Genomic DNA, 13,193 nt, shown 5'->3' on the forward strand with positions numbered 1-13,193 from the left:
AAAAGCTGGCCCGGTGGCTGAGGTTCTGGACGTGGCCCACGGGTTGGGCGGTGAGCTCGTGCTCCGCCGTGACGGCGCGGCGCTCGAGGTGATCGAGAACGGTGTGTTCCTGATGGACACCCGGAACGGGGAATCGGAACGGCTTCTCGTGACCGGGGCCGCCGACCTGCTCGCACCGGGCGCCCGCGTGCTCATCGGCGGCCTGGGCGTGGGTTTTTCATTGCGGGCGGCGCTGGATCACCCGCATGTCGGCTCGGTTGTGGTGGTGGAGCGCGAGCCGGCGGTGATCGCGTGGAACCGCACGGGCCCGCTGCGCGACGTGCACGGTGCGGCGCTGGAGGATCACCGGGTGTCGCTGGTGGAGGCGGATCTGGTGTCGTGGCTGCGTTCCGCGGGTGAAACCTTCGACGCTCTCTGCCTCGACATCGACAACGGTCCCGAGTGGACGGTGACGGAAGGCAACGCCTCGTTGTACGGCGAGTCCGGAGTGGACGGTCTGGGCCGCCTGCTGCGCCCGGGCGGCGTCCTGGCGGTCTGGAGTGCCGGCGCTTCTCCCGCGTTCACGGACCGGTTGCGGGAGCGCTTCGCCGACGTGCGCGTGGTGCCGGTCCCGGTGCCGCGCGGAGAACCGGACGTGCTGTGGTTCGCCCGCCGCTGACCGCGGCCGTCTCGGCGAACGCGGCTTGGTGCGACGTTTTCTGCCGCATCTCAGGCGTTTCCGGCGCCTTCGGCCCGCACGCCTGGACCGCGCCCGCGCGCACACCGGAGCTCTTTCCCGACGCGGTGACCTTGTCGCCGGACGCCATCGCCGCCGACATCTTGCCCTTCGTGGACGCTTCGGCCGGCTGCTCCGTGAAGGACAGCTTCGCGTCCCTCGACCTGCCGGGCTTCGAGGTGCTGTTCTCGGCGACCTGGCTGCACTTCCCGGTGCGATCGTCGTCGGGATGGCCCTCGTCGGCGTCACCGGACCCTTCGTTCGTCCACCTCCGCGGCCCGACCGTCGCCCACCGCGGGCCGGCCGCGGTCGGCCTGTGGAACTTCACCGGCGACGACTGGGCCGGCGCGGTCGCCGGCGCCGCCGCCGCGTTCCCGGGTCTGCCGATCGTCGGCTACGAACGCGGCGACGAGCTGGCCTCCGCGCTGGCCTACGGCGCCACCCCACTCGGGGAGCTGCGCGTCTGGGTTGCGACCTGCCAAAATGGACCGCATGACGCGTGAAGTGCACCTGAGCGGCGACGCCGAGGCCGACAAGCTGCTGAGCGAGGACCCGGTCGCCCTGCTCGTCGGCATGCTCCTCGACCAGCAGATCTCCATGGAGGTCGCCTTCCTCGGCCCGCGCAAGATCGCCGACCGCATGGGCGGCTTCGACGTGCGGCGCATCGCGGAGGCCGACACGGAGGAGTTCGTCGAGATGTGCGTGACGCCGCCTGCCATCCACCGGTATGGCGGTTCGATGGCGCGTCGGGTGCAGGCGCTGTGCCAGTTCCTCGTGGAGCACTACGACGGCAACGCCGAGGCCATCTGGACCGAGGGCCGGCCCAAGCCTGATGGCGCTGAGGTGTTGAAACGGCTCAAGGCCCTGCCTGGTTACGGGGAGCAGAAGGCCAAGATTTTTCTCGCGTTGCTGGGGAAGCAGTACGGCGTGCAGCCGAAGGGATGGCGCGAAGCCGCCGGTGCCTACGGTGACCGCGGGTCCCGCCGCTCCATCGCGGACGTGGTGAACGCCAAAACACTGGCGGAGGTCCGCGCGTTCAAGAAGGAACAGAAGGCGGCGGCGAAGAAGTAGCGCCGCACCGACCCGGCCGCGTGGCCGATCCCATGCCCCGCTGAGCGGTTGTCCGCCCAACGGCGGCTATCCCCGGTGGCTCCGGCGTTGGAAGGATCTTCGTCGGTGCTGCAGGTGCAGCATGTCAGGGGAGGGGAATTCCGTGATTTCGAGCCGGGTGCTGATCGTTGCGGCTGCGGCGGTTGTGGTCGGTACGGCGGGCGTCGCGGTGGCTCAGGCGGATCCGCAGGACGCCTTCACCTACACGTCCGAGGCCGGTGCGCACGCGTTCGTGGGCAGCTACTCGTGGGGCGCGGACCAGTTGACCGCATCGGAGTACGACGGAGCCGTGAAGGTCGACGCCGACGGCGGCTGGGACTGGGCCCGCCTGGAACTCAGCGCGCCCGCCGGTCGGCAACTGCAGGAAGGCACCTACACCGGCGCGCGGTTCCGGGGCCAGTCCGCGCCGCAACTCGACACCGCGGGCTTCGCCGCCTTCCGCGGCACCCAGGCGGACGGCACCCAGGCCTGCACAGACCCCGCGGACGACGCCACCGCCGACTTCACCGTCACCCAGCTCTCCCGCGCCGCCGACGGCACCATCACCGACCTCGACACGATCTTCACCCTGCACTGCTCCGGCCCCACCGGCCCCGCCACGACTGGTGCGGTCCATTTCCACCACTGACGCCTGACGCGAGCAGTCCCGGCCACCGATCTCGGCGGCCGGGACCTCGGCGGTTCGGGCGGTGTTCAGTCGATCCGGCGCCCGGCGACCTGCAAACGCCGCGCCGCAGCGGGCCGCACGGCGTTCGCAGGTCGCTGATGCACCGCTCCGCCGTCGCTTAGGTCGTCGGAAGAGCGCGAGCCCTTCGGCGCTCGTGGCCCTGCCCCCATTGCGAAGCGACGCCGATCAGCCACCGCCGATCCGGCTAGCGGACCGCCCGTACCGCGAAAACCAACCGATCCCGGCCCCCGATGTCGGCTCGCACCGTCTGCGCCGTCGCGGAGTGGAAGCCCGCGTCGGTCGCCAGGGCTGCGGCCTCCGTCTCCGAGCCGGGGATGCGCAGGTCGTGAGCCATCACCTCAGACATCGAGCCGCACGGGTTGAAGCGGGCCGACGAGGAGATGCTGAAGGCCAGGACCCCGCCCGGGCGTAGGACGCGCGCCCAGTCGGTCAGGGCGGTGGCGCCCAGGAAGTGCAGGGCAGAAGCGCACACGACGGCATCGGCGGCGCCGTCGGCGCAAGGCATCGGCACGGCGGGCCCCACTTGCCAGGAGATCACCCCGGCCGGGTCCAACGAGGGGGCCTTCGCGCGGGCCAGGGCCAGCATGCCTTCGGAGATGTCCCCGCCCAGCACCGAAGCGGGCGACAGCCGCAGCGCGGCGAACGCTGCGGCGCCCGTCCCGGTGGCCACGTCGAGCAGCAGGCCGGGGCGGGGAGGCAAGAAAGAGATCAAAGTGTCCGCCACCAGCGGGTGGAAGAGATCGTCGTCGTACTCGGCGGCCATTTCGTCGAAAACAGAGCTCACGAAGCCCAACGTAGTGGCGCTGACCAGCGAATTTCAGCTCAGCCGCCGGCGCCCCGCGAAGCCGAGGTCGGCGCGGTGGTACCAGGCCAGCTCGGGGTCGCCTTCGAGCCAGCAGAGCAGGACGTCGTCGCCGTCGAGGGACGCGGGGAAGTCGACCAGGAGGGGAGCGAAGCCCTTCAGCTCGGCGCCGGTGCGTTGGACGGTGGTCATCAGCTCGTCGAGGCGGGCCTGTGCGGCCTTCCACTCCGGCAGGCCGCCGAGGTCGGTGTCGCGGCCGCCCGGGCGCAGCGACGCGGCGAGCTCGGCCGCGTCGGCGCGCACGCGGACGAGTTCGGCGAGGACCGGGAGCAGCCGGGAGAGCTCGGCGCGCGCCTCGGCCACGGTGAACAGACCCATGTGACGATGTTCTCACTGCGGTCCGGACGCCCTCACCGCCCAGGTCGCCGCCGCGCCACCGTCGTCGCCAGACCCGTGCCGACCAGCAGGAACCCGGCGGCGAGCAGCGCGCCGGAGAACAGCCACGACGTCAGGCCGAAGGAAAGCCCGCCGTGCGGGAGGACGTTCAGCAGGTCGAGGCCCCATTCCGGCATCGCCAGCGCGATCACGCCCGGCAGCACGCCCCACACGACCCCGCCGAGCAGCGGTCCCGAGGACGACCACGCGCCCAGCGCCGCGACGCCCAGTAACAGGATCGCGCCGGCCGCCATCAAGGCGATGCCGAGCGCGTCGCGGCGGGCGGCGAAGGCCTCCATCACGATCACCTGCTGTCGGTAGCCCCCGGCCGCGAGCAGGCCCAAGGCCACAGGCGTGAGCACGAGGCCCAGCAGCCCGCTGAACACCCGCGCCAACGCCCGGCTGGGTGGCGGTGCCTGGTAGGCGGGCGGTTGAAAGGTGGTGTACGGGTCGGAGTACGACATAGCGTGACCTCCCGAGTGGCTGGTTCCCCGATGGGATGGTTGCCGACCTCACCCGGTTCCGCGACCGGCGAACGCGTGGTGTGTGCCCGCTCGTCGGAGCCGCGAGCAAGAGGTGGAGACTTGATACCGACCACTTCTGGAACCATCCAGCTCCGGCAAGCAGTACGCTTGTACCGCTACCGACGAGTCGAAGAAGTAACGCGAAGATCCGCGGAAGGAGCACCGCTGCTCATGGCCAAGATCAAGGTCCAGGGCACCGTCGTCGAGCTCGACGGCGATGAGATGACCCGCATCATCTGGCAGTTCATCAAGGACAAGCTGATCCACCCGTACCTGGACGTCAACCTGGACTACTACGACCTGGGCATCGAGGAGCGGGACCGCACCGACGACCAGATCACCATCGACTCCGCCAACGCCATCAAGAAGCACGGCGTCGGCGTCAAGTGCGCCACGATCACGCCCGACGAGGCGCGCGTGGAGGAGTTCGGCCTCAAGAAGATGTGGCGGAGCCCCAACGGCACCATCCGCAACATCCTCGGCGGCGTGGTCTTCCGCGAGCCGATCATCATGCAGAACGTGCCGCGCCTGGTACCGGGCTGGACCAAGCCGATCATCATCGGCCGCCACGCCCACGGCGACCAGTACAAGGCCACCGACTTCAAGGTCCCCGGCCCCGGCAAGGTCACCATGACCTACACCCCGGCCGACGGCTCCGAGCCGATGGAGTTCGAGGTCACCAACTTCCCCGAGGGCGGCGGCGTCGCCATGGGGATGTACAACTACCGCAAGTCGATCGAGGACTTCGCGCGCGCGTCGCTGCAGTACGGCCTCGACCGCGGCTACCCGGTCTACCTCTCCACCAAGAACACGATCCTCAAGGCCTACGACGGCATGTTCAAGGACGTGTTCCAGGAGATCTTCGAGGCGGAGTACAAGGCCGACTTCGACGCCAAGGGCCTCACCTACGAGCACCGCCTCATCGACGACATGGTCGCCGCGGCGCTCAAGTGGGAGGGTGGCTACGTCTGGGCCACCAAGAACTACGACGGTGACGTGCAGTCCGACACCGTGGCCCAGGGCTTCGGCTCGCTCGGCCTCATGACGTCGGTGCTGCGCACGCCGGACGGCAAGACCGTCGAGGCAGAGGCCGCCCACGGCACGGTCACGCGCCACTACCGCCAGCACCAGCAGGGCAAGCCGACCTCCACGAACCCGATCGCGTCGATCTACGCGTGGACCCGGGGCCTGGAGCACCGCGGCAAGCTCGACGGCAACGCCGAGCTCATCGGCTTCTCGAACACCCTCGAGCGCGTGGTCATCGACACCGTCGAAGGCGGCAAGATGACGAAGGACCTGGCGCTGCTGGTCGGCAAGGACCAGGCGTGGCAGACCACCGAGGAGTTCCTCGGCACGCTCGACGAGAACCTGGCCAAGAAGATCGCCCAGGGCTGATCGAAGGCCGCACCAGCCACCGGCTGAACTGCCTTTCCCACCACCGCGAAGGGGCACCTCGGAGGAGTCTTCCGAGGTGCCCCTTCGTCGTGACTACCGGTTGTCACCGGAGGGTGACGCTGTTGGCGCCTCCGGGTGGTCTGCCCGGCCGGACCTGTCGGGCGGACCTACTCCGTGTCTACCCTGGTAGAGCCCAATTTCTTGCGACCGAGTTTTTTCACGACTGAGGAGCGGCCGTGATCCTGGGGTTGATACCGAAGAAGACCCTGATCATCATCGGTGTGATCGTTGCCGTGATCGTGATCTACGTCCTGAACCAGAAGGGCCAGGCCGACGCCCAGGGTTCCCCGACCGGGTGCAAGGTCACGGTGACCGCCGACGTCCTCAACGCCCGCGAAACGCCGGACGGCAACGGCAAGATCGTCGGCAAGTACCTCAACGGCGCCGAGTTCGACGCGATGCCGGTGCAGCAGAACGGATTCCGCGAGGTCGCCAAGGACAAGTGGGTGGCGAGCAGCTTCGTGAAGCCGCTCGAGGGTTCCAAGTGCTGAGTGGTTCACGTCAGCGCGGTTAGACGCCCGCGAAGTCCAGCGCCACCGTGACCACGCCGGAAAGCGCCGCGATCAGAGCCAGCGTGCGTGCCTTGCGCCGGTCGCGCGTCGCCGCGGCCCGCCAGTAGAGGCCGATCCCGGCCACGAGCAGCAGGACCTCCACGGTCATCGACACCGCCGGCAGCCGCCACAGGCCGAAGCCGAAGGTCGGCAGATCGCCCGCGTTGCCGGGCAGGATCGGCAGGTCGGCGCGGTGCACGACGAGGTCGAGCAGCCAGTGCGAAAACGCCACCGCGCCGAGTGTGACGCCGGCGCTGCGGCCCAGCCACCGCGCCGCGACCAGGCCGAACAGCGCCGAGAGCACGAGCGCGCCGACGAGCGAGTGGGTGTAGTCGGCGTGGATCACGCCCTCGCCGTAGCCCGTGCCGCCCGACTGGTCGATGGTTTCGATGCCGGTCAGGTAGAGCGGGGTGAACACGATGTCGAGCCACGCGGTGGCCAGCATCAGTGTCCACACGGGAATGGCGGGCCGGCCGGCTTTCACGGCAGCGGCGAGGCCGAAGTGCCCGGCGATCATCTGGCTGCCTCGCTCTCGGCCGGCTTGGCGTTGGTGTGCCAGGGGAAACGCGCGTCGGGGATCCCGAGCGCGACGGTGAACAGCAGAACGGCGAGGACGAAGGACATGGTTCTCCTCAGCTGGCGTAGTCGGTGATACCGCGGACGAGCATCGTTTTCAGGAGCGTGAAGCTGGCGTCGACGTCTTCGGGCCGGCCGAAGCCGCCGGACGCTTCGAGGCTCGCGAAGCCGTGGACGGCCGCGCGCAGGCACCGCGTCGCGTGCACGGTTTTCGCCTGGTCGAAGCCGTACGGGCGCAGCACGGCGAAGGCGACTTCGGCGACGCCGTGGGTGGCTTTCGCGAGCTCCTCGTCGCCCTCGTCGGGCGCGGTTTCCAGCGCGGCGACGCGGTGGGGATGGCTGCGCAGGTACGCACGGTAGGCGTCGGCGAGACCCTCGATCGCGTCGTCACCGGAACGGCCGGTCGCGGCACCGCGCAACGCTTCGGTCATCTCGGCGACCACGCGCAGGTCGACCAGCCGGCGCAGGGCGGCGAGCCCGCCGACGTGCTTGTACAGCGAGGGCGTGGCGACACCCGCGCGCTCGGCGACCTTGGCGAGGCTGAGCGCATCGGCGCCGTCGGCGTCCACCACCTCGAGCGCGAGGGTGACGACGGCGTCCGGCGTGAGGCCGGCTCTAGGGGACATCGGGCTGGCTAACTGTCATAGCTTAAAAGCTAATGGCGTTAGCTAGCGGTCGTCAACCTCGATGGTCAGGCCTTCGTCCGCGACGACCACGTCGCCGTCGAACTCACGGCGGGCTTCCGCGGCGGACGCGGAACGGTCGGCGCCGGGCCAGAAGTGCGTCAGCAGCAAGGTCCGGACGCCCGCTTCGGCCGCCGTCCGCCCGGCTTCCGCGGCCGTGAGCAGGTGGCGTGGCTCGTCCGGCTGCTCGCCTTGGAGGGTGGCTTCGCAGATGAGGAGGTCGGCGTCTCGCGCCAGCTCGACGAGCAGCCGCGACGGGCCGGTGTCGCCGGAGTACGCGACGGTGCCGTGCGGCGAGCTCAGTCGCACGCCGTGGCTGGGCACGTGGTGGGGGAGCGGTGTGGAGGTGAGCTGCCAGGGACCGACGGTTTCGGGCTGCGCGAAGAGGCGGACGTCGAAGATCGTCGCCGGGTGCGGGCGCGGCTCGGCGGCTTCGAGGCGGTGCAGCACGCCGGGGGTGCAGTGCAGCGGCAGGCGCCGGCCGTCGACAGTGTAGTGCCAGGCTCGGCTGAGCGCCGTGAGGTCCGCCATGTGGTCGAGGTGCTCGTGGGTGATCACGGCGGCGTCGAGGTCTTTCGCGGCGACGTGCGTGAAGAGCCGGCTCGCCGCGCCGTACCCGAGATCGAGCACGACGTGGTGATTTCCTTGTGAGAGAAGAAATCCCGCGCACGCGCGGCCGGGTTCGGGCCAGGCGCCGCAGCTGCCGAGCACGGTGAGTCGCGCCATGCGCGCAGTCTGGCACAGGATTGTCACGCCCGGCGGGTAGCGTGCGCGGGGTGCTGACCGTCTCCACCGTGAATGTCAACGGCCTGCGGGCCGCCGTGAAGAAGGGCTTCGTCGAGTGGCTCGCCACCACGAAGGCCGACGTCGTCGCCTGCCAGGAGGTGCGGGCCGAGGCCGCGCAGCTGCCCGCGCACGTCGTCGAACCCGAGGGTTGGTTCGCCGCCCACGCGCCCTCGGCCGCGAAGGGGCGCAACGGCGTCTCGCTCTACAGCCGCGTCGAGCCCGACGAGGTGCGCGTCGGCTTCGGCGAGCCGGAGTTCGAGGACAGCGGGCGCTACCTCGAGATGCACCTGCCGGGCGTCGTCGTGGCGAGCCTGTACCTGCCGAGCGGCGACGTCGGCACCGAGCGCCAGGACGAGAAGGAGCGCTTCATGGCCGCCTTCCTGCCCTACCTCGGCGAGCTGCGCGCGAAGTCCGCGGCGGCCGGCCGCGAGGTCGTGGTGGTGGGCGACTGGAACATCGCCTACGACACCGTCGACCTGAAGAACTGGAAGGGCAACCACAAGAACTCCGGCTTCCTGCCCGAAGAACGCGCCTGGCTCGGCCGCGTCTACGACGAAGCCGGCTACGTCGACGTCCAGCGCCGCCTGCACGAAGGCCCGGGCCCCTACACCTGGTGGTCCTACCGCGGCCAGGCCTTCGACAACGACTCCGGCTGGCGCATCGACTGCCAGCTCGCCACCCCCACCTTGGCCGCCTCGGTGCAGTCCGTGGTCGTCGAACGCGCCGCCACCTACGCCGAACGCTGGTCCGACCACGCCCCCGTCACGGCGACTTACGACGTGTCTTTCCCCCGCTGACCCGCGGTCGAGGATCAGCCCCGACGCCGGGGCTGATTTCCTTACCGGCCAAGCAGAAGGGCTCCTCAGCCGCCACTGAGGAGCCCTTCTGTCGAGCAACCTGCAACAGCCTCAGCAGCTGAGGTTGCCACCCGGGTCGACGCCCAGGATGCCGGTGATCTTCTGGTACGCGTCGATGCGGCTCTGGACCTGGGCGGGGTTGCCGCCGTTGCATTCGATGGAGCCGTTGATGCTGCGGATCGTCTCGCCGAAGCCGCGGCCGTTGACCATGGCGTCGTGCGGGGTCATGGTGCCGGGGCCGGACTGGGTGTTCCAGTACCAGAGGCCGGTTTTCCAGGCGACGGCCGAGTCGTTCTGCACGAGGTTCGGGTTGTTGAGCAGGTCGATCCCGAGCGCGTCGCCCGCGGCCTTGTAGTTGAAGTTCCAGCTGAGCTGGATGGGGCCGCGCCCGTAGTACGCGGCGGTGCCCGCCGGGCAGCCGTACGACTGGCTGGTGTCGCAGTAGTGCGGGTAGTTCGCGGTGTTCTGCTCCACGATGTACACGAGGCCACCGGTTTCGTGGCTCACGTTGGCCAGGAAAGCCGCGGCTTCCTGCTTCTTCACCGTGTCACTGCCCGAGTTCGCGAAGCCCGGGTATGCGCCGAGGGCGTCGGTCAGTCCACTGTAGCTGTAGAACGAGTTCCGCCCCGGGAACATCTGGTTGAACTGCGACTCGCTGACTACGAAGCTCGCGGCCGGTTCGGCGTTCGCGGCCGTGGTTGCCGGCACGAGCACCGTGATCGCGGCCGCGGCGGCCAGCCCGACGGCGGTGAGGATCCTTCGGAGAGACATGGGCTCACTCCTTTGTTCGCCCCTGAAGTGGTCTACACCACAGAGGTATAGACCAATCACAAGAGCGACAACAGGCCCCGAAGGTCAAAAAGACGCGATCAGACCAACAAGGTTGGTGAATAACTTGCTGTCCGTAGTTCGGCGCCGCCAAACGGGTGAACGTTTTTCACGTTTTGCTCGCGCCGTGCGACCGGAACCGGACCAAGCCGACACTCGAGACAGCCGTTCGAGCGACCCGGACGGCCCGGAAAACCGGCAGCAGAGCGCTGACCACCAGTGACACCGTCAGCCCGGGGGTGGTCACCCGCCCTCCCCGGACGGGCGCTAGTCTCGGCGCCCGAGTTGATCAGAACCGACAGGTCTTGACACGCTCGGTAGTTTTTCACTGTATGACTCATCCTTACGGGTGAGAGATCTCGCCAGGAACATCACTTCGCGGGAGGCACTCCGGTGCGCAACCCAGGTCATCTCCTGTTGCGGTCCACGCTGCACTCGGCCCGGTCGGCGACGCTCGTCGTGCTGCCGGCCGTCCTGCTGCTCGCGGGCAGCGGCACGGCGTTCGCCGACGACGGCGTGGTCCGTGCGGAGACCCCTTCGGCGGCGGGCTTCGGCTTCCTCGGCCCGGTCGGGCTGGTCGCCGTGGCCCTGGGCATCGTCGGCATGGCCCTCGGCGTGCTGCGCCAGCGGCGCAAGGCGCGCGCGGCGACAGCCACGGCTCTGCCCGCCCCTGAGCCCGCCGACGCCGAGGAGCCCACCCGGCCCCTCGCGCCGATCCAGCACCCCTAGAAACCCGCCGGAACCCCCGCCGAAGCGCCTCAGGGAGACCTCCCTGTGACCCGCCTCTCCGGCTCCTGAAAGAATCGCCGACGTGTCCGACGAACAGAACGGGCGCCTGCGGGTGCTTTCCGGGATCCAGCCGACGGCCGACTCGTTCCACCTCGGCAACTACCTCGGCGCCCTGCGGCAGTGGGTGAAGCTGCAGGACACGCACGAGACCTTCTACTGCGTCGTCGACCTGCACGCCATCACGGTGGAGCAGGACCCGAAGGTGCTGCTGGAGCGCACGCGCCGTTCGGCCGCGCAGCTGCTCGCGATCGGCGTCGACCCTGACCGAAGTGCCCTGTTCGTCCAGAGCCACGTGCCCGAGCACGCGCAGCTCGGCTGGGTGCTGGAGTGCCAGACCGGCTTCGGCGAGGCCAGCCGGATGACGCAGTTCAAGGACAAGTCGGCCAAACAGGGCGCCGACCGCGCCAGTGTGGGCCTCTTCACGTACCCGATCCTGCAGGCCGCCGACATCCTGCTCTACCAGGCCAACGCCGTGCCGGTGGGCGAGGACCAGCGCCAGCACCTGGAGCTCACGCGCAACCTCGCGCAGCGCTTCAACAACCGCCTCGGCAAGACGTTCACGGTGCCCGAGCCCTACATCGTCAAGGACACCGCGAAGATCTACGACCTGCAGGACCCGACGGCGAAGATGAGCAAGTCGGCGTCCGCGGCCAACGGTCTCGTCGAACTGCTCGAAGACCCCAAGCGTTCGGCCAAGAAGATCCGCTCCGCCGTGACCGACACCGGCCGCGAGGTCAAGTTCGACGCGGAGAACAAGGCCGGCGTCTCCAACCTGCTGAGCATCTACTCGGCGCTCACCGAGCGCTCGATCGCCGACCTCGAAGCGGCGTACGAGGGCAAGGGCTACGGCGACCTCAAGAAGGACCTCGCCGAGGTGCTCGTCGAGTGGGTCACGCCGCTGCAGACCAAGGTCCAGTCCTATTTGGACGACGTCGCCGAGCTCGACAAGGTGCTCGCGCGAGGGGCGCAACGCGCCCGGGAGGTGGCAGCGCCGACGCTCGCCACCGTATACGAGCGGTTGGGCTTCTTGCCCGCTGCTCGCTGAAAATCACTTGCCGGGGGGCAAAAGTGAAGAAACACCTGTCCATTTTGGCTGCCGTCGTGCTGCTCGCCGGGTGCGGTGAGTCCACTCCGGACAGCCAGAAGGCGATGGCGGTCTCGGACGGCCAGACCATCCAGCGGCCCGGCTACGAAGGTTCCGGCTACCCGGACGCCGCGCCGCTGAAGGAAACGGCGGACCCACGGGTCGCGCAGGTCGGCGGGAAACCGGTGATCGAGGCCTGCAACCTGTTGTCGCTGAACGACCTGAAGGACTTCGGCATCCGGGTCGGCTCGCGGCCGGACCCGAACATCGTCAACTTCGAGCGCGTCTACCTGGTGGGCGACGGCACCGGTCCGCTCAAGAACTCGTTCCCGTCCTACTCGAAGGCCGACGGCGAGGCGCTCAACAAGTGCACCTACGCCCTCGAATCGAAGGACGGCACGCTGCAGGAAACCCTGGCGGTCGCGGTGTCTCAGCCCGCCTACGTGCCCGACACGGCCGAGGCGGCCGCCGCGTTCGACGGCGCTCCGGCCGGCATCACGCTCGGCCCGGTGCACCTCTATTCGAAGCGCCGTCCGGTTCCCGGGCCCGACGCGTCGGGCCAGGCGACCGTGATCCTCGGCGACACCATCGCCAGCTTCGACTTCGACCTCAAGGGCAACGGCAGCGCCGGCAAGCTGCAGGACATCGCCAAGCGCGTGATGCAGAACCTCGAGAAGCAGACGAACGCGCCGGCCGGCCCGAGCACCGTCGACTACTCGAGCCCGGTGTTCCCGAAACCGGTCGCGCAGCCGTGCCCGCTGCTCACCGCCGGTGTGGTGAGCCCCGCCATCGGCGCCGACGTGTCGCCGTTGGTCTCCGAGATGCCGGGTACGGCCGTCGGCGACATCGTGTTCCCGAAGGACCCGCTGCAGCGCAACTACGTGCAGCTCGAGTGCGAACGCGGCACCGGCGAGGACGACCCGCTCTCCCGCAAGGCGCTGTCCCTGACGGCCACGAGCTTCCTGTCCGACGACGCCGCCAAGGAATACGTCGACAACACCGCGGGCGCGCACGGTGGCCAGGCCCCGTCGGCCGCGATCGGCGACGAGTCGCGGATCATGACCGACACGATGTCGGTGAAAACCGAGGGCGTGCTGATCTTCCGCAAGGGCCGCTTCGCCTTCGAGCTGTACCTCGACGACCACGACGCGCACCCCAACGGCATCAGCCTGGCCGAAGCCAACACCCTGCTGGTGCCGGCCGGGCAGAAGATCGCCCAGGCTTTTCAAGGGGTCTAGGTGCGGCTGATCGTCCTCAACGGACCGCCCGCCATCGGCAAGTCGACGCTGGCGGGCGGTTCGCCGAGGACC

Annotated in this window: 17 protein-coding genes; 10 read left to right on the plus strand and 7 right to left on the minus strand. The window is 69.3% G+C overall.

Annotated features, from left to right (window positions below; genetic code table 11):
• The first annotated feature begins 13 nt into the window (after window positions 1-13).
• From ACQPXB_RS04695 to ACQPXB_RS04710, 4 genes are all read left to right on the plus strand, one after another.
• Complete coding sequence (locus ACQPXB_RS04695; protein WP_432849673.1) at window positions 14-658, plus strand: spermidine synthase; 645 nt, start codon at window positions 14-16, stop codon at window positions 656-658.
• On the plus strand, window positions 640-1,218 hold the full coding sequence (locus ACQPXB_RS04700) for a hypothetical protein (protein ID WP_432849675.1): 579 nt from the start codon (window positions 640-642) through the stop codon (window positions 1,216-1,218). The genes ACQPXB_RS04695 and ACQPXB_RS04700 overlap by 19 nt, the downstream gene beginning before the upstream one ends.
• Window positions 1,208-1,786 carry an HhH-GPD-type base excision DNA repair protein gene (locus tag ACQPXB_RS04705; RefSeq protein WP_432849677.1) on the plus strand — a complete coding sequence of 193 codons (579 nt, stop codon included), beginning with the start codon at window positions 1,208-1,210 and terminating at the stop codon, window positions 1,784-1,786. Before ACQPXB_RS04700 ends, ACQPXB_RS04705 begins: the two co-directional genes overlap by 11 nt.
• Window positions 1,787-1,928: 142 nt before the next feature.
• Window positions 1,929-2,453 carry a hypothetical protein gene (locus tag ACQPXB_RS04710; protein WP_432849679.1) on the plus strand — a complete coding sequence of 175 codons (525 nt, stop codon included), beginning with the start codon at window positions 1,929-1,931 and terminating at the stop codon, window positions 2,451-2,453.
• 244 nt (window positions 2,454-2,697) lie between these two features.
• Here the strand turns inward: ACQPXB_RS04710 and ACQPXB_RS04715 are convergent, their stop codons facing one another.
• From ACQPXB_RS04715 to ACQPXB_RS04725, 3 genes are read right to left on the minus strand one after another with little or no spacing between them, the layout of a single operon-like run.
• On the minus strand, window positions 2,698-3,297 hold the full coding sequence (locus ACQPXB_RS04715; protein WP_432849681.1) for a class I SAM-dependent methyltransferase: 600 nt from the start codon (window positions 3,295-3,297) through the stop codon (window positions 2,698-2,700).
• Window positions 3,298-3,330: 33 nt separating this feature from the next.
• Window positions 3,331-3,693 (minus strand): DUF2203 domain-containing protein, encoded by a 363-nt coding sequence (locus ACQPXB_RS04720; RefSeq protein WP_366575607.1) that lies wholly within the window; start codon window positions 3,691-3,693, stop codon window positions 3,331-3,333.
• A 32-nt stretch (window positions 3,694-3,725) separates the two neighbouring features.
• Window positions 3,726-4,214 (minus strand): hypothetical protein, encoded by a 489-nt coding sequence (locus tag ACQPXB_RS04725; RefSeq protein ID WP_432849684.1) that lies wholly within the window; start codon window positions 4,212-4,214, stop codon window positions 3,726-3,728.
• A 231-nt stretch (window positions 4,215-4,445) separates the two neighbouring features.
• Between ACQPXB_RS04725 and ACQPXB_RS04730 the strand changes: the two genes are divergently transcribed.
• A complete protein-coding gene (locus ACQPXB_RS04730) occupies window positions 4,446-5,669 on the plus strand; it encodes an NADP-dependent isocitrate dehydrogenase (RefSeq protein WP_366575603.1) in 1,224 nt (407 codons plus the stop codon).
• Window positions 5,670-5,905: 236 nt separating this feature from the next.
• A complete protein-coding gene (locus ACQPXB_RS04735; protein WP_366575601.1) occupies window positions 5,906-6,220 on the plus strand; it encodes an SH3 domain-containing protein in 315 nt (104 codons plus the stop codon).
• A 19-nt stretch (window positions 6,221-6,239) separates the two neighbouring features.
• Here ACQPXB_RS04735 and ACQPXB_RS04740 read toward each other — a convergent pair whose 3' ends face one another.
• From ACQPXB_RS04740 to ACQPXB_RS04750, 3 genes are all read right to left on the minus strand, one after another.
• Window positions 6,240-6,797 (minus strand): permease, encoded by a 558-nt coding sequence (locus ACQPXB_RS04740; RefSeq protein WP_366575599.1) that lies wholly within the window; start codon window positions 6,795-6,797, stop codon window positions 6,240-6,242.
• A 115-nt stretch (window positions 6,798-6,912) separates the two neighbouring features.
• Window positions 6,913-7,482 carry a TetR/AcrR family transcriptional regulator gene (locus ACQPXB_RS04745; RefSeq protein WP_432849687.1) on the minus strand — a complete coding sequence of 190 codons (570 nt, stop codon included), beginning with the start codon at window positions 7,480-7,482 and terminating at the stop codon, window positions 6,913-6,915.
• A 42-nt stretch (window positions 7,483-7,524) separates the two neighbouring features.
• Window positions 7,525-8,265, minus strand: coding sequence for an MBL fold metallo-hydrolase (locus ACQPXB_RS04750; protein WP_432849689.1), 741 nt, complete (start codon window positions 8,263-8,265; stop codon window positions 7,525-7,527).
• A 41-nt stretch (window positions 8,266-8,306) separates the two neighbouring features.
• Here ACQPXB_RS04750 and ACQPXB_RS04755 point away from each other — a divergent pair, with 41 nt between their 5' ends.
• Window positions 8,307-9,122 (plus strand): exodeoxyribonuclease III, encoded by an 816-nt coding sequence (locus ACQPXB_RS04755; protein ID WP_432849691.1) that lies wholly within the window; start codon window positions 8,307-8,309, stop codon window positions 9,120-9,122.
• Between the two features lie 111 nt (window positions 9,123-9,233).
• Here ACQPXB_RS04755 and ACQPXB_RS04760 read toward each other — a convergent pair whose 3' ends face one another.
• Window positions 9,234-9,953, minus strand: a complete 720-nt coding sequence (locus tag ACQPXB_RS04760) for a chitinase (protein ID WP_432849693.1) — start codon at window positions 9,951-9,953, stop codon at window positions 9,234-9,236.
• Window positions 9,954-10,403: 450 nt separating this feature from the next.
• Here ACQPXB_RS04760 and ACQPXB_RS04765 point away from each other — a divergent pair, with 450 nt between their 5' ends.
• From ACQPXB_RS04765 to ACQPXB_RS04775, 3 genes are all read left to right on the plus strand, one after another.
• Window positions 10,404-10,739 (plus strand): hypothetical protein, encoded by a 336-nt coding sequence (locus ACQPXB_RS04765; RefSeq protein ID WP_432849695.1) that lies wholly within the window; start codon window positions 10,404-10,406, stop codon window positions 10,737-10,739.
• A gap of 82 nt (window positions 10,740-10,821) precedes the next feature.
• Complete coding sequence (gene trpS, locus ACQPXB_RS04770) at window positions 10,822-11,844, plus strand: tryptophan--tRNA ligase (RefSeq protein ID WP_366575589.1); 1,023 nt, start codon at window positions 10,822-10,824, stop codon at window positions 11,842-11,844.
• A gap of 23 nt (window positions 11,845-11,867) precedes the next feature.
• Complete coding sequence (locus ACQPXB_RS04775) at window positions 11,868-13,121, plus strand: hypothetical protein (protein WP_432849698.1); 1,254 nt, start codon at window positions 11,868-11,870, stop codon at window positions 13,119-13,121.
• Window positions 13,122-13,193 lie beyond the last annotated feature (72 nt).

Origin of the sequence: Amycolatopsis sp. CA-161197 (genome assembly GCF_050942255.1) — a bacterium.
GTDB lineage: Bacteria > Actinomycetota > Actinomycetes > Mycobacteriales > Pseudonocardiaceae > Amycolatopsis.

Bases quoted from the DNA above. Each gene is read 5' to 3' on its own strand.
- ACQPXB_RS04705 (WP_432849677.1), top strand. From the start codon at position 1,208: ATGACGCGTGAAGTGCACCTGAGCGGCGACGCCGAGGCCGACAAGCTG.
- ACQPXB_RS04720 (WP_366575607.1), bottom strand. From the start codon at position 3,693: ATGGGTCTGTTCACCGTGGCCGAGGCGCGCGCCGAGCTCTCCCGGCTG.
- ACQPXB_RS04725 (WP_432849684.1), bottom strand. From the start codon at position 4,214: ATGTCGTACTCCGACCCGTACACCACCTTTCAACCGCCCGCCTACCAG.
- ACQPXB_RS04730 (WP_366575603.1), top strand. From the start codon at position 4,446: ATGGCCAAGATCAAGGTCCAGGGCACCGTCGTCGAGCTCGACGGCGAT.
- ACQPXB_RS04740 (WP_366575599.1), bottom strand. From the start codon at position 6,797: ATGATCGCCGGGCACTTCGGCCTCGCCGCTGCCGTGAAAGCCGGCCGG.
- ACQPXB_RS04745 (WP_432849687.1), bottom strand. From the start codon at position 7,482: ATGTCCCCTAGAGCCGGCCTCACGCCGGACGCCGTCGTCACCCTCGCG.
- ACQPXB_RS04750 (WP_432849689.1), bottom strand. From the start codon at position 8,265: ATGGCGCGACTCACCGTGCTCGGCAGCTGCGGCGCCTGGCCCGAACCC.
- ACQPXB_RS04760 (WP_432849693.1), bottom strand. From the start codon at position 9,953: ATGTCTCTCCGAAGGATCCTCACCGCCGTCGGGCTGGCCGCCGCGGCC.